23 protein-coding genes and 1 pseudogene are annotated in these 22,295 nt (G+C 31.3%); 11 read left to right on the top strand and 13 right to left on the bottom strand.

The features are described from left to right. Positions 1-85: 85 nt before the first annotated feature. The 9 genes from AADI82_RS04960 to AADI82_RS04920 form a co-directional block, all read right to left on the bottom strand. Entirely contained in the window at positions 86-712 is a 627-nt protein-coding gene (locus AADI82_RS04960; RefSeq protein WP_341215348.1) for a hypothetical protein, read from the bottom strand. Between the two features lie 123 nt (positions 713-835). Continuing rightward, entirely contained in the window at positions 836-1,378 is a 543-nt protein-coding gene (locus tag AADI82_RS04955; protein ID WP_341215347.1) for a DUF4251 domain-containing protein, read from the bottom strand. A gap of 84 nt (positions 1,379-1,462) precedes the next feature. Beyond that, positions 1,463-2,512 (bottom strand): glycosyltransferase family 9 protein, encoded by a 1,050-nt coding sequence (locus tag AADI82_RS04950; RefSeq protein WP_341215346.1) that lies wholly within the window; start codon positions 2,510-2,512, stop codon positions 1,463-1,465. 99 nt (positions 2,513-2,611) lie between these two features. Beyond that, positions 2,612-3,526, bottom strand: a complete 915-nt coding sequence (locus tag AADI82_RS04945; RefSeq protein ID WP_341215345.1) for an EamA family transporter — start codon at positions 3,524-3,526, stop codon at positions 2,612-2,614. Positions 3,527-3,565: 39 nt separating this feature from the next. Continuing rightward, positions 3,566-4,018, bottom strand: a complete 453-nt coding sequence (locus AADI82_RS04940; RefSeq protein ID WP_341215344.1) for a cold shock domain-containing protein — start codon at positions 4,016-4,018, stop codon at positions 3,566-3,568. 337 nt (positions 4,019-4,355) lie between these two features. Then, positions 4,356-4,829, bottom strand: a complete 474-nt coding sequence (locus AADI82_RS04935) for a hypothetical protein (protein ID WP_341215343.1) — start codon at positions 4,827-4,829, stop codon at positions 4,356-4,358. An 82-nt stretch (positions 4,830-4,911) separates the two neighbouring features. After that, positions 4,912-5,337, bottom strand: coding sequence for an META domain-containing protein (locus AADI82_RS04930; RefSeq protein ID WP_341215342.1), 426 nt, complete (start codon positions 5,335-5,337; stop codon positions 4,912-4,914). A gap of 2 nt (positions 5,338-5,339) precedes the next feature. After that, a complete protein-coding gene (locus AADI82_RS04925) occupies positions 5,340-5,969 on the bottom strand; it encodes a Pr6Pr family membrane protein (RefSeq protein WP_341215341.1) in 630 nt (209 codons plus the stop codon). Between the two features lie 143 nt (positions 5,970-6,112). Further along, positions 6,113-7,669 (bottom strand): DEAD/DEAH box helicase family protein, encoded by a 1,557-nt coding sequence (locus AADI82_RS04920; RefSeq protein WP_341215340.1) that lies wholly within the window; start codon positions 7,667-7,669, stop codon positions 6,113-6,115. 245 nt (positions 7,670-7,914) lie between these two features. On the opposite strand from AADI82_RS04920, the gene AADI82_RS04915 reads away from it, so the two are divergent. Beyond that, positions 7,915-10,221, top strand: a complete 2,307-nt coding sequence (locus AADI82_RS04915) for a S9 family peptidase (RefSeq protein ID WP_341215339.1) — start codon at positions 7,915-7,917, stop codon at positions 10,219-10,221. A 140-nt stretch (positions 10,222-10,361) separates the two neighbouring features. Continuing rightward, positions 10,362-11,375: an L-glyceraldehyde 3-phosphate reductase gene (mgrA, locus tag AADI82_RS04910; protein WP_341215338.1), complete on the top strand. Its 1,014-nt coding sequence runs from the start codon at positions 10,362-10,364 to the stop codon at positions 11,373-11,375. A gap of 1 nt (position 11,376) precedes the next feature. Here mgrA and AADI82_RS04905 read toward each other — a convergent pair whose 3' ends face one another. Further along, positions 11,377-12,045 carry a hypothetical protein gene (locus tag AADI82_RS04905; RefSeq protein WP_341215337.1) on the bottom strand — a complete coding sequence of 223 codons (669 nt, stop codon included), beginning with the start codon at positions 12,043-12,045 and terminating at the stop codon, positions 11,377-11,379. Positions 12,046-12,531: 486 nt separating this feature from the next. Between AADI82_RS04905 and AADI82_RS04900 the strand changes: the two genes are divergently transcribed. Both AADI82_RS04900 and AADI82_RS04895 read left to right on the top strand, forming a co-directional pair. Beyond that, complete coding sequence (locus AADI82_RS04900) at positions 12,532-12,666, top strand: hypothetical protein (protein WP_341215336.1); 135 nt, start codon at positions 12,532-12,534, stop codon at positions 12,664-12,666. A gap of 67 nt (positions 12,667-12,733) precedes the next feature. Next, positions 12,734-13,291, top strand: coding sequence for a biopolymer transporter ExbD (locus tag AADI82_RS04895; RefSeq protein ID WP_341215335.1), 558 nt, complete (start codon positions 12,734-12,736; stop codon positions 13,289-13,291). A gap of 3 nt (positions 13,292-13,294) precedes the next feature. On the opposite strand, the gene AADI82_RS04890 is transcribed toward AADI82_RS04895, so the two are convergent. Beyond that, complete coding sequence (locus tag AADI82_RS04890) at positions 13,295-13,708, bottom strand: hypothetical protein (RefSeq protein WP_341215334.1); 414 nt, start codon at positions 13,706-13,708, stop codon at positions 13,295-13,297. 97 nt (positions 13,709-13,805) lie between these two features. Here AADI82_RS04890 and AADI82_RS04885 point away from each other — a divergent pair, with 97 nt between their 5' ends. After that, entirely contained in the window at positions 13,806-15,107 is a 1,302-nt protein-coding gene (locus tag AADI82_RS04885) for a dipeptidase (protein ID WP_341215333.1), read from the top strand. On the opposite strand, the gene AADI82_RS04880 is transcribed toward AADI82_RS04885, so the two are convergent. Together AADI82_RS04880 and AADI82_RS04875 are read right to left on the bottom strand one after the other, a co-directional pair. After that, entirely contained in the window at positions 15,104-15,979 is an 876-nt protein-coding gene (locus tag AADI82_RS04880) for a sterol desaturase family protein (protein WP_341215349.1), read from the bottom strand. The genes AADI82_RS04885 and AADI82_RS04880 overlap by 4 nt on opposite strands. 5 nt (positions 15,980-15,984) lie before the next feature. Continuing rightward, the gene (locus AADI82_RS04875) at positions 15,985-17,988 is read right to left on the bottom strand and encodes a dehydrogenase E1 component subunit alpha/beta (RefSeq protein ID WP_341215332.1); all 2,004 of its coding nucleotides are present in this window, start codon (positions 17,986-17,988) and stop codon (positions 15,985-15,987) included. A gap of 134 nt (positions 17,989-18,122) precedes the next feature. On the opposite strand from AADI82_RS04875, the gene AADI82_RS04870 reads away from it, so the two are divergent. The 6 genes and pseudogenes from AADI82_RS04870 to AADI82_RS04845 form a co-directional block, all read left to right on the top strand. After that, complete coding sequence (locus AADI82_RS04870) at positions 18,123-19,073, top strand: 2-oxoglutarate and iron-dependent oxygenase domain-containing protein (protein WP_341215331.1); 951 nt, start codon at positions 18,123-18,125, stop codon at positions 19,071-19,073. A 10-nt stretch (positions 19,074-19,083) separates the two neighbouring features. After that, the gene (locus AADI82_RS04865; protein ID WP_341215330.1) at positions 19,084-19,413 is read left to right on the top strand and encodes a translation initiation factor; all 330 of its coding nucleotides are present in this window, start codon (positions 19,084-19,086) and stop codon (positions 19,411-19,413) included. A gap of 3 nt (positions 19,414-19,416) precedes the next feature. Next, positions 19,417-20,358 carry a DUF1835 domain-containing protein gene (locus AADI82_RS04860; protein WP_341215329.1) on the top strand — a complete coding sequence of 314 codons (942 nt, stop codon included), beginning with the start codon at positions 19,417-19,419 and terminating at the stop codon, positions 20,356-20,358. Next, positions 20,348-21,211 carry a nucleoside phosphorylase gene (locus AADI82_RS04855; protein ID WP_341215328.1) on the top strand — a complete coding sequence of 288 codons (864 nt, stop codon included), beginning with the start codon at positions 20,348-20,350 and terminating at the stop codon, positions 21,209-21,211. The genes AADI82_RS04860 and AADI82_RS04855 overlap by 11 nt, the downstream gene beginning before the upstream one ends. Before the next feature lie 16 nt (positions 21,212-21,227). Next, complete coding sequence (locus tag AADI82_RS04850; RefSeq protein WP_341215327.1) at positions 21,228-22,082, top strand: substrate-binding domain-containing protein; 855 nt, start codon at positions 21,228-21,230, stop codon at positions 22,080-22,082. Positions 22,083-22,105: 23 nt separating this feature from the next. Next, positions 22,106-22,295 (top strand): annotated as a pseudogene (locus AADI82_RS04845) (hypothetical protein); the annotation flags it as partial.

The following is a 22,295-nucleotide window of genomic DNA, read 5'->3' as shown; positions in this document are numbered from 1 at the left end:
ATTATGACATAAAGCCCAATAGATATGAGCTTTGACTAAATAATTGTATTAATAAATTATAACGATTAAAATAGAAAAGTTTTAATCACTTATATATCTCAAGCTCCTTACCAAGAATAATATCTCTTTTAGCAACAAATAAGCCTTCTTTTTTATCGAGTTTAAGAATTCTGTTAGGGTTAGTTTCTTCTATTTTAGAACGACAAGATTCGGTTAATAACGGATCATTATCAAAAACAAAAGATTCTATTTTATATTCAGGTTTATTTGGTTCTTTAATAATTGGTAAAATTTGAGCTAATTCGTTTCCAAACATGTACTTTCCTGGTACAAAAGTGTAAAATGTATAACGTCCGTTTGCATCTGTTCTAATCCAGCCTCTGTGTTTAACATAACGCTTTTTATTATGTCTTTTCAAATCAAAATTACCATCTTCGTCAGCTTGATGAATAAATAAGAGTACATCTTTTGCTGGTGTTACACCATCATTTTCGTAAATAGTACCTGTTATTTTTAATTTATTCGATCTTGATACAAAATCTGGAATAGTATCAACACTGTTTAATTGCTTTTCTGAATAATCATAAATAGGACTACGTTTCTTATAGTTTTGTGGAATCTCTTCTAAAGTAGTATTTATTTCTTGAGCATTTAAGTTATTTGAAAAACTAACTATAAATACAAGAATAAGTAGAGTTAATAGATTTTTCATGGGGTAAATTTTTATAATCCTTTCGAAATTAACTATTTATACACTTTTTGAGTAAAATAATCGATTGAACTATAAAATTTTACGATGAATAGATGAACAGTAAAGTTTGCAACTAATTTTTAGCTATTCTTTAGATTTTACTTCCCCAGAATAAGAAATGGAGTTTCTTGAAGCTCCAGTTAGTATGACATAACTCTTTAAATTTGGAAATAATTTGATAATGACTTTAAAGTGTTCTGACTTGCTTTTTGCATCGCAAGAAATAGTATAGCTATCTTTTTTTCCTTTAGCAACATGATAATTTTCTACGACACCTTCTAATTGAATAGTACTATCGTTTCCGCCATAGCCCACATTGGTTTGTCGTTCGCCAAAATATGGCAAGTAAGATGTAATACTATCGCCTGAAATAGTTAAAAAATTTGAATTTCCAATAAGGTTAATTGCCCCAGACGAACTCCCAGTTGGCAATAAACCAGAATTAAATACCTGTTGTGTTGCAGTGGTTGTTTGTGGATACGCCCAATCAGATTCAATCTTGAAATTCTTATTCTCTACTAAGTATTCTAGACTCTTAATTTGCTCGCCTGTAGCTTGATAGTTTATAGATTTACACGAAAAAAAAGTAATAGAAAAAGTAACAGCTATTATGTATATAGATTTCATTCTAATTAAATTTAGCGTGTTCCTAAATTACAAAATCTGAATAAATAGTAGTGATAATAGACTGTTAAAATTAGAAATTGAGAGTTATCTTAAAATTTTATTTATTTCAGTTATCCAATCATCAATAGTTGTTGTGTTTGTATTTAAAGCCATACTTCCGTTTCCGTAAGGCTTATAAATATTTTCATTTGTAACCGAAAAGAAACCAATTGTTGGAGTTAAAGAAGCACTGGCTAAGTGCATAACGCCATTATCGGCAGCAATAAAAATTGAAGTGTTTTTTATGATAGCCCCCATTTCACGAATATCCTTACTGTAAAAATGAGTTGCTTTAAAGTTGATTTTTGAAATATTCTCAATAGGCAACATTTCAATTATATTAAAATCATTTTCAAACTCGTTTTTTAAACGTGTATAAAATGTATGCCACCAATTTTCTGAATAACATTTATTGCCCGTAGCGTTGGTATAAATACAAATAGTTTGTTTGTCATTTTTAACAATATCTTTTAGTAATTTTTTCCCTTTTTGAATTTCTGATTCGTTTAATTTGATATTTAAAGTAGGAACTTCACTCCTATTATCACTAAAACCTAGCTTAGTTAAATAGTGTCTTAAATTATAAACAGGGTATTTAGCTATATGCTCGTAATCCGTATACTTTAATTTAATTGTATCATTTACATCTCCAAAAACTTTATAATCACCAGTAGAAATTTGAGTTAATAATCGTCCAGAAGATGAGTTTTTATCACCATTTATTACCAAATCATAATGTTTTCTTTTAATTAAAATCCAACACTTAACATACTTAAACAAGTGATTAAATGGTTTTTTAGGAAGCTGAAAAATGGTGCTAATCTGTTTGTAATTCTCAAAAACAGGATATGCTACGCCTCCTTTTACAAACAAATCGATTTCGCAATTTGGGAATGTATTAATAACCTCTTGAACAATTGGTGTTAAAAGCAACTGATTTCCTAATCTGTGATTTGGACGAATAATTAAAATTTTTTTTATGTTAACCTGTGTATTAGCATCAAATTTTGGTTCAGTTTGAGAACTACCTACATTTTTGGTAATAAAACGCATAATCTTTCTTCGGTAAACATTTACGCTATTTGGTATTTTCATAAGTTAATTTTAAAGCAAGCAAAACTACAAATAACGATAGAGTTCACAAAACTTAAGCTATTAATCTGTCTGTGCTTATATCGAAAGAATAAAGCTCGTTTAACGCCCTATACTTCGTGGCTTAAAAGTGCGTTTCGTGTTTATAAAGTAAACACCTGTTAACAAAACTATAGCAGCAATTATAGATTGCGTAGTAATTTGTTCATTTAAAATCCACCACCCTAATATCAAAGCAATAATTGGATTTACGTAAGTAGAAGTAGCCACTTTTTCTGGCGATACTTCTTTTAAAAGATAATTAAAAGCAGTAAACGCAATAATGCTCCCAAAAAGAATAAGCCCAAGCATAGACCATTTTACATCGCTCTGCCACACATTAGGTAACAACCAAGGTTCGTTTAAAATTAAACTAATTATACCTAGCATAATGCCACCAGTTAACATTTGATACCCTGTATTAACAAATGAATTTTTAGGTAAATCTGCTTTACCAACAAAAACACTGGCATAAGCCCAACTTAGCATACAAACAAAAATTAAGACTATACCTAATATTTGCCCTTCCTGACTTATAATTTGTTTCTGACTTACCAAAAGAAATATACCTATAAAACCTAATACAACACCTATATAAGACATAAGTGCGATGCGTTTACCATAAAGGATACGCATCATAATAAGCACCACTAAGGGTTGTGCAGAAATTTCTAAAGCAGCAAAACCGCTATCAATATATTTTAAAGCTAAAACAGCAAGTCCGTTGCCAAAAGTTAAAAACAAAAACCCAGCAATTGTAGTATTTATTAATTGTTTCTTAGAAATTGAGAGGTTAATTTTTAACGATTTTGCAATTAAAAAAATAATAATGCTAGCCACTAAAAACCTAACCGCTGCCAGAAAAAAAGGAGGTAATTGCGAAACCGCAATTTTATTAAGTAAATAAGTAGAACCCCAAATAACATATATAGCAAAAAAAGCTAATACAATAAGAATAGTTTTACGGGGTAAACTCATACTAAGTTTTTGAGTTTCAATATTAAAAAAAGAAATAAGCTAGATTCTCTTTACTCTTACTGCATTCATACCTTTTTGACCGCGTTCTAACTCGTAAGTTACTTTGTCATTTTCGTTAATTTCATCAATTAAACCACTAACATGAACAAAATATTTTTCTTGGTTTACACTATCTAAAATAAAACCAAAACCTTTTGAATGATCGAAAAACGAAACTTTACCTTCTTTTGCAGTAAACACCTCTTCTACTCTGTCTTCTTTTTTAGGTATGCCTAATTCAATGCTTTCAGCTTCAACTTTTTCGCGCATTGCAGGATCTGGTGGTGTGTCTGTTAAGTTTCCGTTATAATCAACATAAGCAAACTGAATACCTTGAGGGTTTTCTTTAGCTTCAGCTCTACGAGCTTCTTTCTTTTTTTGCTTTTCTTCTCTTTTCTTTAAGCGCTTTTTTTCTTTTTCAATTTTGTTAAATGTGACTTGCGATTTTGCCATAGTTTAAATTATCCTGTAGATTTTAAAATTAGTTCGTAAAGATACGTCTTATTTTTATGATGCTATAATAATCGTTGTATTAATAGGATATCAGCTTTAAAGTATTTATAAATAAATTAAAAAATTATTATTTGGGCGTTACTTTTTGAGAAAAAAAGTCGGGTTTGAGTTTATCCTGAGTGTAAATGAAAGGCTAGTCTCCTCTCTTTTTAGAGTTACTTAGAACCTGATTCCGTCCTTGTAAAGGTCTTAGTTTAATGTTTGTGTAGCCAATTCAAACAGGTTTGTTTTAGCTCGAAAAATGAGTTACCATTTACAAACACAAACATTTGGTTTTTTATTTATCGCAATCTAACTTTGTTAAAGGCATTGTAGAGGTATATTTAATGGCGTTCACATCCTTGAATTTTGTGCCATTTTCAATTAATTCTCCATAGCCTTCAATAAGTTGGTTGTCCTTGACCAAAAATGCTATTTCTTTTGAACTTTCTTTTCCTTCCGCATTAAACGTGTACGTTCCAATAAGCTTGTCGCCGTTTAATTTACCCACAAAAGTGCCTTGGTTGACATCTTTTTCGGCATAGGCAATGTTAAGGTTTCCTGTTACATTTTCATCTATTTTGGTGATTTCCATTTTTATGTTGTTGCCATTTTTATTGTATGCATAGCAACCTGTATCTAATATCGGTATTTCAGTTAATTCCTTGAATGGTTTTTCTTCTTTTGTTACCGATTTGTTTTCTGTTTTCGTATTGTTTTTACAAGCTACTATGGTAATGAGTGCAAGCGTTAATAAGGCTATTTTTTTCATCTGTTTAAAATTTTATAGTTTTCTGAAAATGAAGAAAGAACCAGCCCAATAGCCAATATTGAAATTAATAACCTTTTCATTTTTACTGTACTTTACGGAAACGCATCATTGTCACATCATCAATCATCAGATTTAGTTTTCCTTCTTCGTCAAAGCTGTATTTGTTTATTTTTTTCATTGTATTTAAAAACACTTTTTCACCTTCTCCACAAAACATCATTGTGGTTGGCCCTGGTTCTCCAAAAGACATTTCCTTACCGTTCAAAGTATAATCGGCAGAATAACCATTACAACTATTGTTGCCTTCTACTTTGTTGGTCGTTTTGTCAAAGGAAATTTTAGGTTTTTTGTCGGGATATAATCCATTAAAAGCTATACGTGGTCCAGAAATGTATTCCAGCTCCCAACTGGTATTGTAAAGTTTGTCGCTATCCATATTCTTTTTGGAAGCACAAGAGATAATAAGGAAGGCAAAAATGGTAATTTGTAGCGTGGTTTTGATGTTCATAATCATTGGGTTTTTGTTTGTTTTTTAATTATTGTTTTTCCTACTAACAAAAGGATTGTTAACATGGTCAAAGTTGTTATAAAAATAAAACCAATATTTAAGAATGTCTTTTCGTATCCGATTTTAAGAACATCTAAAAAGGGATAGGGATAAAACCCAGAGAAATATCCTCTTACCAATATAAATATAATAAAAAGGACAGGGTATAATAGCCATCTAAATATTGGTTTTATCTGTAAATCATTTTTACTGACATTAAAATACCAATATATAAATACGTATAAAGGAATAATGCTATGTAATAATTCATCCACTATGTATTGTAGTCCTGTAGGTTGCCATACACCTCTCAATGCAATTTGATAAACCAAACCCACTATGAGTATAAATGCAGTAATGGCTGTTAAAGTTCCTTTTGAAAAGAACCATTTGAACGGAACAATTTTTAGCTTAAATGCAGAAGCCGTGAAATATAATGCCACTAAAATATTTGTTAAAATGGTAAAAAAACTAAAAAAGCGAATAATCATTTCAGGAATAGCCGTTTGTCTGTTCTGAAACATTAAGAAAAACTGCATTATAAGGGCAAACCACCCAACACAAAGCCCGATTGTTTCTAATTTCCCTTTCATTTTTTAATATTTGCCAATGATTAATAGATATAAATAGTTTACATCCGCCGTTAAACGAAATTAGTTAATTTTTCTCACAAAGTCAAGAAAACACTTTTTTAGACAGAAGAGTTTTATTTAAGTCAAAAAAATGTACAAAAAGATTAATCCTCAGGCGGATACCCATGAATTCGCTCAAAAACGTCATCAAAATTAGAGCGTAAATAAGAGTTAAGTTTTTTCTTATAATCACCTTTAAGCCACTCTACAAAATTAAACGTGCTTTTGCTTATGCATTTAGTGTATCTGCCAATTCTAAAATCGATATCGTCTCCAAGCATTTTTGCTAAGGCTAAAGCATCGTAAACATCTTCACTGTTTTCAATACATATTTTGGCGTGCTGCTCGATAGAACGTTCTAAAACCACTTTTGAGGACTCACCTGCTCGAATAGATTCTACGTAGGTTTTTTGCACATCAAAATACACCTCTTTAGATTTTGAAAATTCTGCGCGTAATTCATCAGGCATTTCGTATCTAAAATTGCTTTCTAATTCTTCATCACTTAATAAAGCATCTAAATAATAATAAGGTGATCTAAATATTTTTTGCCAATCTAAATCGTCGCCCCAAGCACCAAAACGGTGGAAATTATTTCCTAAATCAATAACATCAAAAGTCTTTTTATTTTTTAAAATACGAGAGCCACGACCAATCATTTGATAGTATAGTGTTAACGATTTGGTAGCTCGATTTAAAATAATACTTTCAACTGTAGGCTCATCAAAACCTGTTGTTAAAATACTAACCGACGTTAAAATAGCATCGGGTGTTTTTTTGAACCATTTTAAAATTAAGGCACGTTCCTTTTTAGTATTGGTATTATCTAAGTGTGCAATGGGGTAACCTGCTCGTCTAAAGGTATCGTATACGTGCAACGAAGTATTAATCCCGTTATTAAAAATTAGTGTTTTTTTTCCTTTTGAGCGTTCTTCATATGCTTGTATCAACTTGGTAAGCATGTCATTGTCAGTATATAAATCTTCAGAAGATTTTACTGTATAATCACCATTAGCACCTACAACTAAAGAGGTTAAACCCACATTATACGAATACATTTCGGCACGAGCTAAAAAGCCATTTTCAATTAAAGATTCTATAGTTTCTCCAACAATTAGTTCATCATAATTATCGGTCATTGGCAAATCCATACTTGAACTTAAAGGTGTTGCAGTAACTCCTAAAATAAATGACTGACTAAAAAATTTGAATAATTTGGTAAATGAATTATAATGAGCTTCATCTATAATAACCAGTCCAATATCAGATATATCTAATTTATCATCATTTAATCTGTTATTTAAAGTTTCAACCATAGCTACAAAACAGCTATACTCTCCTTGATCGCTTAAATCTGCTTTACTATCAATCACTTTATTGCGTACTGCAAATTCTGTAAGCATATTAGAGGTTTGCTTGCATAACTCAATGCGATGCGTCATCACCAACACCTTTTTTTTATGATGCTTTAAATATTGTCTTACTATTTCAGAAAAAATAACTGTTTTTCCTCCACCGGTTGGAAGTTGATATAACAAATGATAATCATCAGGAGATTCTTCAAAAGCTGTAAAAATCTTATCAATAGCTCCTTTTTGATAGCTATACAGATCTTTACCAGCTTTTCTTTCTTCTAACTCTATAGTCGATATTTTAGACATATTTTCGGTTTTATGACGTGCAAAAATAACACCTTTAAAGGGTTTATGACTAATGTTTGTAATGAAAATTACAAATGAATTATTTATATAAACTTAAAAAGGCATATGATGCTGAAAATATGAGTGTTACATATTTAATCTATTTTTATTTGATTTTTTTGTAACAAAAGCTATTATTTTTCATCTAACAAAATATTATAGAAAGTTATTAATAAAAGAATCTTTTTTAAACTTAAATCATTCAAATGAAAATTACACTTTTAAAATTAAGCAGTGCTTTATTCTTATTTATAGGCATGTTAACACAAGCTAATGCTCAAGACATTGTTGGTGCTTGGGAAGGAAAAATTTCGGTTCAAGACACAGAAATCCCACTAGTATTTAATGTGAAAATGGAAGGCGATGCGTATACATCTACTATGGATAGTCCATCGCAAGGCGCAACAGGTATTCCTATGGATATAACCACTTTTACAGATAATACCTTAACTATTAAATTTAATCAAGCCGGCATAAAATATGTTGGTACCTTTGCAGAAAACTCAATAACAGGAACATTTTATCAAGGACCAAACGAAATGCCACTAACACTTAACAAAACCGTTAAAACATTACCAGGTAATACAGCTTTACCAACATCGGATGCTGAATTAGAAAAATTAGCCAATTGGAATCCTACGAATTATAAATATTCGGTTGAAGATTATTTTGCTAGGCCTAAAGCAAGATCTTTTAGTTTTTCTCCTAACGGAACGTATTTATCTTACAGAGAAAAAGACGAAAACAAAAAAAATCATGTATACGTAAAAAACTTAGAAACCGAAGAAGTTACTAGAGTTATTGAAGAGAAAGAAGAACTTATTAGAGGCTTTGGTTGGGCAAACGATGCGAGATTAATTTACGTTATGGATAAAGGTGGTAATGAAGATTATCACTTATTTGCTGTTGATGTTGATGGCAAAAACCAAAAAGAATTAACGCCTTTTGATGGTGTTAAAGTTAATATCCTTAACAACTTAAAAGAGGATAAAGATCATATGATTATTTCTATGAATCAAAACAATCCTCAAATTTTCGAACCTTATAAAATCAATATCGTTACAGGCGAGCTTAAACAACTTTATAAAAACGAAGATGCCGCTAACCCAATTAATGGTTACGAGTTTGATAAAGATGGGAATTTACGTGGTTTTGCAAAACTGCGAGATGGTGTGAATATTGATTTATATTACACTACTGATGGGGAAAATTACGAGGTAAAAAAACAATTAAGTTGGAAAGATACTTTTTCAATTATAAGCTTCAATTATGCGTCTGATAATCCGCATGAAGCCTATGTGATTTCAAATTTAGATAGCGATAAAACACAAATTTATTTATATGATTTAAAAGAAGACAAAGTCATTAAAAAATTATTTTCGAATGATAAATATGATGTATCTAGCTTAGGCTTATCGAGACATAGAGGTTACGAATTAGATTATTTCTCTTACGAAGGAGAGAAAAGAAACATCATTCCTGTAAGCGACTATTATAAAAAACTTCATAAAAGAATTATAACAAAATTTCCTGAGTATAATTATACCATAGCTGATGCTACTGATGATGAAAGTAAATATTTAATCTTTTTACAAAGCGATAAACTATACGGCACTTATTATTCTTATGATGCTAAAAAAGATGAATTCAAATTACTTTATAATTTAATGCCAAACCTTATTGAAAGTGATATGGCAGAAATGCGCCCTATAACTTTTAAAAGTAGAGATGGTATTACGCTTCATGGCTACATTACTTTACCAAAAGAAGCACTAAACGGAAACAAAGTACCCGTAATTGTAAATCCGCACGGTGGACCACAAGGTATTAGAGACTCTTGGGGGTTTAACCCTGAAGCACAATTGTTTGCTAGTCGTGGTTACGCAACGTTACAGGTAAACTTTAGAATTTCTGGAGGCTACGGTCGTGAGTTTTTAGAATCTGGCTTTAAACAAATTGGTAGAAAAGCTATGGACGATGTTGAAGACGGCTTGCAATATGTAGTAGATAAAGGTTGGGTTGATAAAGATAATGCCGCAATTTATGGTGGTAGCCATGGCGGATATGCCGTTTTACGTGGCTTAACTAAAACACCAGATTTGTATGCTTGTGGCGTTGATTATGTTGGTGTATCTAACTTATTTACATTTATGAATAGCATGCCGGCTTATTGGAAACCTTATTTAAAAATTATTAAAGAAATTTGGTATGATTTAGATGTTCCTGAAGAAAAAGCAATTATGAATGAAGTATCACCAGTTTTTCATATTGATAAAATCAAAAAACCTCTTTTTGTTGTTCAAGGGGCAAACGACCCAAGAGTAAATATTGATGAGTCAGATCAAATTGTTGAAGCTCTAAGAGCAAAAGGTGTTGATGTACCATATATGGTAAAATATGATGAAGGCCACGGATTTGCTAAAGAAGAAAACTCAATCGCACTTTATAAAGCGATGATGGGCTTTTACGCAAAACATTTAAAACAGGATGTTAAACAACCTTTAAAAGATTAAATTATTCTTTTAGTTATATAGTAAAGACCTCTTAAAATTTTAAGAGGTCTTTTTGTTTTTACAATCCATTAAAATTGGATATGAATCTATTATTACTGAAAACTAATTCATATTTTTATGCTCCTTTTTAATTTGAAAACATGCAGACGAACGACAAAACTAAAACAACATCGTATCAAGCTAATTCACAACGCTATGACACCATGAGCTATAATAAAGCTGGAAAAAGTGGTGTACACCTTCCAGCTATTTCTTTAGGCTTATGGCATAATTTTGGTTTTGTTGATGATATTAAAAATGGAAGAGAAATTTTAAGAACAGCCTTCGATTTAGGGATAACACATTTGGATTTCGCTAATAATTATGGGCCACCTCCTGGTTCTGCTGAAGAAAACTTTGGAACTATATATAAGCAAGATTTCAAACTTTACAGAGATGAATTATTTATAGCCACAAAAGCAGGATATACTATGTGGTCTGGACCTTATGGCGATTTTGGGTCTAGAAAATATTTAATAGCTAGTTTAGACCAGAGCTTAAAACGTATGGGATTAGATTATGTTGATATTTTTTATCATCACAGACCAGACCCAGATACGCCTCTAGAGGAAACCATGGGTGCGTTGGCTGATATTGTTCGTCAAGGAAAAGCTTTATATGTCGGGATTTCTAATTACGGACCAGAGGATACTCAAAAAGCTGCTAAGCTATTAAAAGATTTGAATGTGCCTTTTATTTTACATCAAGCCAGATATTCGATGTTTGATCGTTGGGTTGAAGATGGGCTTTTAGATACTTTAGAAAACAATGGCGTGGGATGTATTGCGTTTTCGCCTTTAGCCCAAGGAATGCTTACCGATAAATATTTAAAGGGGATTCCTAAAAACTCTAGGGCAGGAAATAATTCCATCTTTTTGAATGCAGAAACTGTTAATTCTAATATTGAAAAAATAAAAAACCTAAATACTATTGCACAAGAGCGCGGACAAAAACTATCGCAAATGGCCATTGCTTGGATTTTAAGACAGAAACAAGTAGCATCTGTTTTAATTGGTGCAAGTTCTGCAAATCAATTACATGAGAATGTAAAAGCGTTGGATAATTTAAATTTTAGTGAAGAGGAATTGAGATTGATTGATGAGATTGTTTCTTAAATCATTCTTTAACCACAATAATAGTTGCTTTTACACCCGTAGAAAGATTCCATTGGTTGCCAGCAATAACATTCCCTTGATCATCTATAACATGAAATTCTGCTGTATTAGGCATCGAGTAACCTTCATTTAAAGCTAGAAAATCTATTTTATTAAAACCTTCTTTTAAATCTAATTTAAAACCTTTAGAGCTATTTGTTAATAAAACACGAAATTCTAAAATGTCATCATTTACTAAAACACGAATATAGTCTCCATCTTGCAGCCCAAAGTCTCTATATATAACTCTAACAAATTTTGATTTGGTTTTAAAGTCCCCAAAGTACTGATCGGTTGTACTTCCTTTAGCACCCAAACCCATTTCAGTTTTAATGTCTTTTATGTTTTTATTTAATCTATCTTCATACAACTCACCTGGATTTCCAAATTTTTCACCAAACATAGAAAATTCCTTTTTAGGAAAATTTAGAGTTGTATTTGCTTTTGGTACAGACATACCATTAATCGTATTATTTTCTATGGGTTTTGATGGTAACAACATCTTAGCATCAAGTGAATCTTTTTTACTTTTTACCGCAGGAATAGATGTCGATTTGCTTTTATTATCTATTTGAGCGTTTGCGGTAAAAGCAAAAAAACATGATATCAAAAAGAAAAAATAGTATTTCATCAGTATAAAATATTCAATAAACTAAGCTCAGTTTTTATTACTATTGATTTATGTAAATGTCCATTATGGACTTCAAAGCTATTATTTTTATCTGTAATTCATCTTATTACAAATGTTATTTAGCATTTATTTAAGCAAAAACCATTCCTAAAATATATAATAAAGTCAATAAATACTTAACAAACTCACCTTCTAATCTAGCTAAATAGTTAAAATATGTTAATTTATTAATATGTTATGCATAGTACTGTAACAATTCTTATTTGTTGTCGTCTACTTAGTATAAATCAATTAAAAAACAAAAATCATGAGAACATTAAACAACAATCAATTAAGCGGAACTTTGAACAGTACAAAAAGTAATCATTGGAACACAAAAAGACGCTACAGGTAATTATACTGTTTGCCATTTGATATTATAATAATTTTAAATGGCAAATACGTATTGTATGCTTTTAAAACTAAAATATCATCAATCAAAAAATCATGCGAACTCTTATTAAAATATCAAAACATTTAGATTCAATCACTCAAGAAAATTTATTTACAAACCAACGTATTTTAAGTTTCAACAATTCAAATGAGGTTATTTGGAAAGGCACAAAACGCTATGCGCACTAAAAATAACCTCTAAAATGTGGTATTGTTTTTGTGAACTCTATTTTGCATTAACAATAAATCCACAAACATGAGACACTCTAAATTAATTCCCGAAGTAAATGCAGGGTCTATGGCAGACATTGCATTTTTATTACTTATTTTCTTTTTAGTAACTGCTACAATTCCAAAAGACCAAGGTATTAACAGAATGCTGTCTAAGGAATGCCCGCCAGGAATCGATTGTAAAGTAGATATTCACGAACGTAATATTTTACGCATTGTTATTAATAATAATGATGATATTATGCTTGAAAATGAATTAATAGAACTTTCAGATTTAAAAGAAATCACTAAAAGTTTTCTTGATAATAATGGCGACAAAAGTTGTAATTATTGTAACGGCTCAAAATCTGAAAATGCATCAGATAATCCAAAAAAAGCTGTCGTATCGTTACAAACAGGAAAACAAACCAGCTACAAACAATTTATAGAAGTACAAGACGAATTAACAAAAGCATATTACGAATTGCGACAAACATACAGTCAAAATGTACTTAAAAAAGCGATAGATGATTTATCGAAAACAGATTTGAAAAAAGTTAAAGAAGCATATCCTTTTATCTTATCTGAAGCGATAACTAAGTAAGTATCAATTTTGCTTTTTAAGAACACCGTAAGCAATAGAAATCTTTTTTTTGCCCCAGTCTCTTGCGGCTTTTACATCAACACCCATATAAATATCTATACGGTTTTTCCAGCGTCTGTTCATTTTGTCTTTTACTAAATATACACCATCAAAACCTTCAATTTTTACCGGTGTGTTGTGTTTTAATCCAATTTTTAAAAGATCTCTCGACACGGCAATACATTTTAACCCTGGTTTTAAACTATCTCCAAATGCCGTTATATGCGGATTAGAATTTGTTTGATATGCTAACGAATTATAAGCAGTTGCAGTAACTTCTATCGTATTCCAATCATAAATTTCTTTTGCTTTTGCTTCCTTTCTACAATTAAATAGCAATAAAAAAATTAAAAAACCAATAAAAATTCTATATAACATATTTTTAATGTTTGCATTAAATATACTGATAATAAGATATTTATAAAAGTACTCCAGTTTTTTGTATTTTCACTTTTTTAAACTAACAATTAAAAAAATGAAGATTTCTACCTTATTATTATGTGTATTATTTATGTTTATGGCTTGTAAAAACAATTCCAACAAAACTACTGACAATACTTTTTCTTTAGAAGAACGTGCAAAGGTAATCCACGAACGCGTTATCACCTTAGATACACACTGTGATATTAATGTGAAGAATTTTACAGACTCCATAAATTATACTCAAAACTTAGAATCTCAAGTTAATTTACCAAAAATGGAAGCTGGTGGATTAGATGTGGCTTGGTTTATTGTTTACACGGGGCAAGATACGTTAACAGACGTAGGTTATAAAAAAGCGTATGAAAATGCCATGTCTAAATTTGATGCAATACATAAATTAGTTGAAGATATTGCACCAAATGATATTGAACTAGCAACAACTTCTGATGATGTGCGACGCATTTCTAAATCTGGTAAAAAAGTTGCTATGATTGGTATTGAAAATGGATACCCTATTGGATTGGATATTAAAAATGTTGAAAAATTTTATAATCTTGGTGCTCGATATATGTCGTTAGCTCATAACGGACATAGTCAATTATGCGACAGCAACACTGGTGAAGCTGATGATGTTTGGTTACACAACGGATTAAGCGATTTAGGGAAGGAAGTAATTAAAGAAATGAACCGTTTAGGAATGATGATAGATGTTTCGCACCCATCAAAAGAAGCGATGCGACAAATGGTTCAATTGAGCAAAGCGCCAATAATAGCGTCACATTCTTCAGTTAGAGCGTTGTGTAATCATAGCAGAAATTTAGATGACGAACAATTAGAATGGATGAAAGAAAACGGTGGCGTTGTACAAACAGTTGCTTTTAAAAGCTATCTTGATAAAAACAAAAATGAAGCACGAGAAGCTGCATTAAATAAGTTAAGAAACGAAGTAGCAGATTCGTTAGGACTTAAATGGTATGGCCGATGGGAATTTAGAAACTTAGACAAAGAAACACAAGAAACATTAAAAACTAATCCAGATTGGAATGCAATTCCAGAAATAGTAAATGAAAAAGCTTCAAAAACAAAAGGTTTTCCTCAAGAAGTGAATATTAGTGATTTTGTAAATCATATTGATTATTTAGTTGAAAAAATAGGTTTAAAACACGTTGGTATTAGTAGTGATTTTGATGGCGGTGGCGGCATTGAAGGTTGGAGTGATGCTTCTGAAACCTTTAATGTAACTTTAGAATTAGTGAAACGTGGTTATACAGAAAGTGAAATAGAAATGCTTTGGAGCGGTAATCTATTAAGAGTTTTAGATGAAGTTGAAGCGGTTGCAAAAACAATTAATTAGTCATCCTTTTTAAAACCATAAATAAGTTGCTTAAAAAAGTTTTTAGGCATGTTTTTATCGTCTGAGTAACCCAATTCAATCGTTCCGCTTTTTTCAGGAATGTAATAGGTTTTAAAAATATAATCCCATAAACTTAAACTAATACCAAAGTTAACACCATATTTTTTGCCTTTAGGTAAGCTGTACGCATGATGATATAAATGCATCACAGGATTATTAAAAACATACTTTAAAGGACCGTAAGTTAGTTTTATGTTAGCATGATTTAAATGTCCAATAGTTATGGCTATAAAATGGACAATAAAAGCTTGCTCGGGTTCGAAACCACCTAAAAGCATTACCACTAAAATCTTTAGAGGTTTGTAGAAAATATTCTCCATCCAATGGTAACGTAAATGTGCTGCAAATCCCATTTCTTTTACGGAGTGATGCACTTTATGAAATTTCCATAGTACATTAAAACGATGTAATAAAACATGCGTAAACCACTGTACAAAATCTTGAAATAAAAAGAAAATGAGGAGTTGACTCCACATAGGAAATGTAGCTATATTAATAACCGCCAAAGATTTTACAGTAATACCTATATCTAAAAACAAGACTTCCAAACATTTATAAACGCCACTAATAACAATTGAGAAAATGAAGAAATTAAAAAACATATAAAATCCATCAAGCCAAAAATCTTTTCTAAAAATAGATTGATTTTTGCGCCATGGAAAAACAATTTCTAACAACCAAACAAATAACGAAATAACAATTAATCCCCAAAAATAGTTGGTATACCAAGGCACGTTAAAAAGAATAGAATCCCATGTCCAATTTAATGTTCCTAGTACAGCATCATAAAAATAATTAAGGTATTTCATTATTAAATTTAATAAGCTAAAAGATCTTTTAAAGCAGCTTCAAACTTACCTTTTGCAAGATATTGTTCTTCTAATTGGTTAATAAAAGGAATAGGAGTTTCCATACTCGCCACACGTTTTACAGGTGCGTCTAAATACTCAAAACAATGTTCCATTATTAGTGCAGAAATATCACTAGCAATACCACCAAACAAAGAATCTTCATGTAAAATAATTGCTTTACCTGTCTTTCTTACCGACGCATAAATAGCTTCAGTATCTAAAGGCTGAAGAGTTCTTAAATCGATTACATCTGCTTGAATATTCTCGTTGTTTTCTAAAGTTTCTAAAGCCCAATGTACCGCAGCACCATAAGCAATAATGGTAACATCTTTCCCTTCTCTTAAAACTGAAGCTTTACCAAACGGAAGCGTATAATAATCAACTGGAACATTTTGACGAATGCTTCTATACAAACCTTTATGTTCAAAAAACAATACAGGATTCGGATCGTTTATTGCAGTTGCCAACAACCCTTTGGCGTCATACGGAAATGCTGGGTAAACCACTTTTAAACCTGGTGTTTTGGTAAACCAAGCTTCGTTGGTTTGCGAGTGAAACGGACCAGCAGCAACGCCTCCACCGCAAGGCATTCTTAAAACCACATCGGCATTTTGATTCCATCTGTAATGCGATTTTGCTAAATAATTAACCACCGGATTAAACCCTGAGGTTACAAAATCTGCAAATTGCATTTCTACCACACTTTTAATCCCAGCGATGGAAAGTCCCATGGCTGCTTCAACAATTGCCGATTCGCAAATAGGTGTATTTCGTACTCTATCTTTTCCAAAAGCCTTAACAAAACCATCGGTGATTTTAAAAACGCCACCATATTCAGCAACATCTTGTCCCATAATCACCAAATCGTTATGCTTATGCATACTTTGTTTTAACCCATCGGAAATGGCATCAATCAAACGAACTTCTTCAGTTTTATTATTTGATTTAACTTCCTCATATTTAAATATTTGATATACATCATTTAATTCGTTTGTTTCACTTGAAACAATAGCTTCTTCGTTATATGCAACATCTAAATTCTCATTAATCTCTTTTAAAATATCCTCTTTAATTAACACTTCTTCCTCTTCAGTCAATACTCCTTCTTCTTTTAAAAAGGATTGAAAATTAACCACAGGATCTTTTTTTGCCCAAGTATCCATTAAGCCTTGAGGAACGTATTTTGTACCACTTGCTTCTTCATGTCCGCGCATTCTAAACGTTTTAAATTCTATTAAAACAGGTCTAGGCGTTTTTCGAATACTTTCGGCAATGTCTCTAACTTTGGTATAAACTTCAATAACATTATTGCCATCAATAATATGCGATTCCATACCGTAACCTAAAGCTCGGTCTGCTATATCTTTGCAGTTATACTGCTCGCTTGTTGGTGTTGATAAGCCATAGCCATTATTTTCAACACAAAACATAACGGGTAAATTCCAAACCGAAGCCACGTTTAAAGCCTCATGAAAATCACCTTCGCTAGTGCCGCCTTCACCAGTAAAAACAGCCGTAACTTCATTTTTATTTTTTAAATTACTCGCTAATGCTATACCATCGGCAACGCCTAATTGCGGCCCCAAATGCGAAATCATTCCAACAATCTTATACTCTTGTGTTCCAAAATGAAACGAGCGATCTCGTCCTTTTGTAAAGCCCGATGCTTTGCCTTGCCATTGTGCAAATAATCGATATAAAGGAATCTCTCTTGTTGTAAATACACCAAGGTTTCTGTGCATGGGCAACATGTATTCATTTTTACGCATTGCCATAGTTATACCAACCGAAATTGCTTCTTGTCCTATACCAGAAAACCACTTACTTATTTTGCCTTGTCGTAGTAGAATAAGCATTTTTTCTTCAATCATTCTCGGTTTGAGCATGTTCTTGTAGAGCTGAACTAGCTCACTTGAATCTAAGTCTTTAATATGATAATCGATATTAAATAAAGACGTGGTTTCACTCATAAAACTGATGTTTCAAATTTTATCAAATATAGCATAAAATGGATATATCTATTGAAAAGTTATATGAAATTGTAAATCAAAAAACTTGTAATGTTTTTGTACATTTGTAATGCACTACATTTAAAAATTATTTTATGAATAGTATACCAAGTGTTAATTTGAATGATTTCATATCGAACGATCCAGTTAAAAAACAAAGCTTTGTAGATGCTATTGGAAAGGCTTATGAAGAAATCGGCTTTGTAGCGCTTAAAGGTCATTTTTTAGATGATAAATTAGTTGATGATTTATACACAGAAGTTAAAAGTTTTTTTAGTTTACCAACAGAAACAAAAAGAAAGTATGAAATTCCTGGAATTGGAGGACAACGTGGATATGTATCTTTTGGAAAAGAAAGTGCAAAAGGTAAAAAAGAAGGCGATTTAAAAGAGTTTTGGCACTTTGGACAATATGTTGAAAACAATTCAAAATTAAAAGCCGAATACCCCGAAAATGTAACCGTTAACGAATTGCCAAACTTTAATGCCATTGGTAAAAAGGCGTATAGAATGCTTGAAAAAACAGCAAAATATGTGTTGCGTGCTTTGGCGTTGCATTTAGGCTTAGAAGAAACCTATTTTGATGTTTATATTCACAACGGAAACTCTATTTTAAGACCCATACATTATCCGCCAATTACTAAAGAGCCTAAAGAGGCTGTTCGTGCCGCCGCACATGGCGACATTAATTTAATCACACTTTTAATGGGGGCTCAAGGTCGAGGTTTACAAGTGCAAAACCACAAAGGCGAATGGATTGATGCTATTGCAGAATCTGATGAACTTATGATTAATGTTGGAGATATGCTTTCGAGGCACACCAACAATAAATTAAAATCTACCATACATCGCGTTATAAATCCACCAAAAGAACTTTGGGGAACCTCACGTTATTCTATTCCATTTTTTATGCACCCTATTAGTGAAATGAAATTAAATGTTTTAGAGGAATGCATTGATGAAGAAAACCCTAAGGCTTTTGATGATATTACTGCTGGCGAATTTTTAAATGAACGCTTAATAGAATTAGGACTTATTAAAAAATAATTTTCCTTTTATGGATTTACAAGATCAATTAAAAAGTTTATTTCCAGAGCATGTTTCTGATGAGATTCCAACAGAATCAAAAGAATCAGACAATTTGTGGATACAAGACGATCCTATACTTTGTAAATATGAAAAGCGAAAAGGCAAACCTATAACCATTTTAGAAGGCTATACAGGTGCTACCGAAGATTTTAAAGTACTTGCCAAAGACATAAAAAAAACACTAAGTGTTGGTGGTAGCTTTAAGGATGATAAAATTATCATACAAGGCGATTATCGCGATAAAATCATGCAAATGCTAAAAGATAAAGGTTTTAATGTAAAACGCGTTGGCGGATAATTTATGGCTAAACAACCATTGCATATTACAAATGGAAATAGTTTAACAAATTATTTGAATGAGTTAGATATCGTTGGAGAAAAGCTAACGTGGCAGGAAATGCTTTGCGAAGGTCCTACATTACCAACTATTGATTCCGACAACTTTTTAAACCTCCGTACTACTTTTTTAAAAGACTTTTACGACATTGATTTAGATGTTTCTGAGTTAAAAGAAGAATTAAATAAATTAGACGATTTTGAAAATTACTCAGAAATTATTCTTTGGTTTGAGTACGATTTGTTTTGCCATATTAACATGTTGGCTGTTATAAGTTTGATTCAGCAAAAAAAAATAAACCTGCCCATTTATTTAGTTTGTAGTGGCAGAATTTCTGGAGAAAAAAACTTAAAAGGTTTAGCTGAGCTTTCTACAGAACAACTCCTAAAACACTATAAAAACAAGGTTAAATTAAAATCAGAAGATATTCAATTAGCTACAACGCTTTGGGGCATTTATTGTGGTAAAGATCATAATTTATTTAAACCTTTTATTGTAAAAAGCTCCACATTTAAATATTTAAGCAATTGCTTAAAAGCACATTTAAAACGGTTTTCAGATTATAAAAGCGGGCTAAATGTTTTGGAGCAAAATATTTTAAGCATTGTTAAAGATTATGATATTAAATCGAAGCATCATCTATTAGGATATGCGCTTAATTACCAAGGCTATTATGGATATGGTGATCTTCAATTAAATAGAATAATTGATAAATTAAATATCTTTTTTACTGTTAAAAAAGATGGTATAAACCTTAATCGCAAGGGTTACGAAGCACTTTTGGGAACTCATAATTTTTCAGCAGAATTAAATAACAATATAGATTTTGGAGGTGTAAATAAATTAGATTTCCAATTCAACAAAAAACTAAATAGATTAGTAAAAACAATTGTAAATGAGCATTAAAAATTCTGAACTCATTTTAAATCCAGATGGCAGTCTTTATCATCTTAATTTAAAACCTGAAAACATTTCGAATACCATCATATTTGTTGGCGATCAAGATCGTGTTGAAAAAGTAACCAAACATTTTGATACAATTGAATTTAAAACTCAAAAACGCGAATTTAAAACCCAAACGGGAACATGTAAAGGCAAACGCATAACCGTTATTTCTACTGGTATTGGACCAGATAACATCGACATTGTTTTAAATGAATTGGATGCGTTAGTTAATATCGATTTGAAAACCAGAAAACCAAAAGAGACACTTACAAGTCTTGACATTATTAGAATTGGAACTTCGGGTTCGTTACAAAGTAATATTCCTGTAGATTCATTTGTATTAAGCTCTTATGGTTTAGATATTAACGGCATGCTTCACGCCTATCAAATTCAACCCATTAGCGATTCAGAAATAGAAGATGCTTTTATACAGCAAACCAATTGGTCCTCTCTAAAAGCGAGGCCTATTGTAGTTAAAAATAGTGAAGAATTAGAAAAACGATTTAAAAGCGAACAGACTTATTCTGGTTTAACAGCAACTGCTGGTGGATTTTATGGTCCACAAGGGCGAGTTTTACGCTTGCCATTACAAGATGCCAATTTGAATAGCAAAATGGATGCTTTTAATTTTAATGGTACTTATATTTCAAATTTCGAAATGGAAACATCGGCAATTTATGGGTTGTCTAAATTATTGGGACATCATGCACTTTCGTTAAATGCCGTGATTGCTAATAGAGCTAACGGTACTTTTAGCAAAAATCCTAGAAAAGTAATAGAAGACCTTATTATTTATACTTTAGAACGCATATAGATAAAGATAGACATTAATGAAGCAAATAAACATTGGCGGTGTCCCAGAACACTTTAATTTAGCATGGTATTTAACTCTAAAAGAAGGTGAGTATAAAAAAGAAAATATTAATCTGCGTTGGCACGATTATTACGGAGGTACAGGTGCCATGTGTAAAGCATTAAGAGAAAAAGAGATTGATATTGCTGTTATTCTTACTGAAGGTATTGTAAAGGACATTATTAACGAAAACCCGAGCAAAATTGTTCAAACATTTGTAGAAACTCCCTTAATTTGGGGGATACATGTAGCATACGACTCCCCTTACAAAACCATTGAAGATTTAAAAGGAAAAAAAGCTGCGATAAGTAGATATGGTTCGGGTTCGCATTTAATGGCTTACATAAATGCTCAAAACAACAACTGGGATTTAGATAAAGATTTGGATTTTGAAGTAATAAAAAATCTTGATGGAGCAGTTGAAGGTTTAATAAATGGAAAAGCAGATTATTTTTTATGGGAAAAGTTTACCACAAAACCCATAGTAGATGATGGTAAATTTAGACGTATTAGTAATTGTCCATCACCATGGCCATGTTTTGTAATTGCCGTACGAGAAGATTTTATTGAATCTAATAAAAAAGAACTTCAAACTATATTAAACATAATTAATAACACCACTGCAGAGTTTAAAGATATTCCAAGTATAGATAAAACCATTGCTAATCGATATGAGCAAAAACTTGAAGATGTTCAAGAGTGGTTAAGTTTAACTGAATGGTCGCAAGAACTCATTGATGAAAAAACACTTAATAATATTCAAAAACAATTGTATGCATTAAATATTATTCCAGAAATTGTCGATTATAAAAAGTTAACTCTCAAATTATAAATCATTTTCAATTTCTTAAACAAATGTTAATACTACCCGTAAAAGCTATACTAATAGCTATTTTTGCACCTAATAAAACTATAAAAATGAAAAAACTACTTATTTTATGCTGTACTTTTATTATAGCAGTCGCTTGCAAAGAAGAGCCTAAAGATTATGTTACTTTATCAGGAAAAATAACTGATAAGAATAGTGACTCTTTGGTTGTAAGAA

Origin of the sequence: uncultured Wocania sp. (assembly GCF_964021735.1) — a bacterium.
GTDB lineage: Bacteria > Bacteroidota > Bacteroidia > Flavobacteriales > Flavobacteriaceae > Wocania_A.
The sequence above is the reverse complement of the archived record's forward strand: the minus strand, read 5'-3'. Positions and strand labels throughout refer to the sequence as shown.

Bases quoted from the DNA above. Each gene is read 5' to 3' on its own strand.
- AADI82_RS04960 (WP_341215348.1), bottom strand. From the start codon at position 712: ATGAAAAATCTATTAACTCTACTTATTCTTGTATTTATAGTTAGTTTT.
- AADI82_RS04955 (WP_341215347.1), bottom strand. From the start codon at position 1,378: ATGAAATCTATATACATAATAGCTGTTACTTTTTCTATTACTTTTTTT.
- AADI82_RS04950 (WP_341215346.1), bottom strand. From the start codon at position 2,512: ATGAAAATACCAAATAGCGTAAATGTTTACCGAAGAAAGATTATGCGT.
- AADI82_RS04945 (WP_341215345.1), bottom strand. From the start codon at position 3,526: ATGAGTTTACCCCGTAAAACTATTCTTATTGTATTAGCTTTTTTTGCT.
- AADI82_RS04940 (WP_341215344.1), bottom strand. From the start codon at position 4,018: ATGGCAAAATCGCAAGTCACATTTAACAAAATTGAAAAAGAAAAAAAG.
- AADI82_RS04935 (WP_341215343.1), bottom strand. From the start codon at position 4,829: ATGAAAAAAATAGCCTTATTAACGCTTGCACTCATTACCATAGTAGCT.
- AADI82_RS04930 (WP_341215342.1), bottom strand. From the start codon at position 5,337: ATGAACATCAAAACCACGCTACAAATTACCATTTTTGCCTTCCTTATT.
- AADI82_RS04925 (WP_341215341.1), bottom strand. From the start codon at position 5,969: ATGAAAGGGAAATTAGAAACAATCGGGCTTTGTGTTGGGTGGTTTGCC.
- AADI82_RS04920 (WP_341215340.1), bottom strand. From the start codon at position 7,669: ATGTCTAAAATATCGACTATAGAGTTAGAAGAAAGAAAAGCTGGTAAA.
- AADI82_RS04915 (WP_341215339.1), top strand. From the start codon at position 7,915: ATGAAAATTACACTTTTAAAATTAAGCAGTGCTTTATTCTTATTTATA.
- mgrA (WP_341215338.1), top strand. From the start codon at position 10,362: ATGCAGACGAACGACAAAACTAAAACAACATCGTATCAAGCTAATTCA.
- AADI82_RS04905 (WP_341215337.1), bottom strand. From the start codon at position 12,045: ATGAAATACTATTTTTTCTTTTTGATATCATGTTTTTTTGCTTTTACC.
- AADI82_RS04900 (WP_341215336.1), top strand. From the start codon at position 12,532: ATGCGAACTCTTATTAAAATATCAAAACATTTAGATTCAATCACTCAA.
- AADI82_RS04895 (WP_341215335.1), top strand. From the start codon at position 12,734: ATGAGACACTCTAAATTAATTCCCGAAGTAAATGCAGGGTCTATGGCA.
- AADI82_RS04890 (WP_341215334.1), bottom strand. From the start codon at position 13,708: ATGTTATATAGAATTTTTATTGGTTTTTTAATTTTTTTATTGCTATTT.
- AADI82_RS04885 (WP_341215333.1), top strand. From the start codon at position 13,806: ATGAAGATTTCTACCTTATTATTATGTGTATTATTTATGTTTATGGCT.
- AADI82_RS04875 (WP_341215332.1), bottom strand. From the start codon at position 17,988: ATGAGTGAAACCACGTCTTTATTTAATATCGATTATCATATTAAAGAC.
- AADI82_RS04870 (WP_341215331.1), top strand. From the start codon at position 18,123: ATGAATAGTATACCAAGTGTTAATTTGAATGATTTCATATCGAACGAT.
- AADI82_RS04865 (WP_341215330.1), top strand. From the start codon at position 19,084: ATGGATTTACAAGATCAATTAAAAAGTTTATTTCCAGAGCATGTTTCT.
- AADI82_RS04860 (WP_341215329.1), top strand. From the start codon at position 19,417: ATGGCTAAACAACCATTGCATATTACAAATGGAAATAGTTTAACAAAT.
- AADI82_RS04855 (WP_341215328.1), top strand. From the start codon at position 20,348: ATGAGCATTAAAAATTCTGAACTCATTTTAAATCCAGATGGCAGTCTT.
- AADI82_RS04850 (WP_341215327.1), top strand. From the start codon at position 21,228: ATGAAGCAAATAAACATTGGCGGTGTCCCAGAACACTTTAATTTAGCA.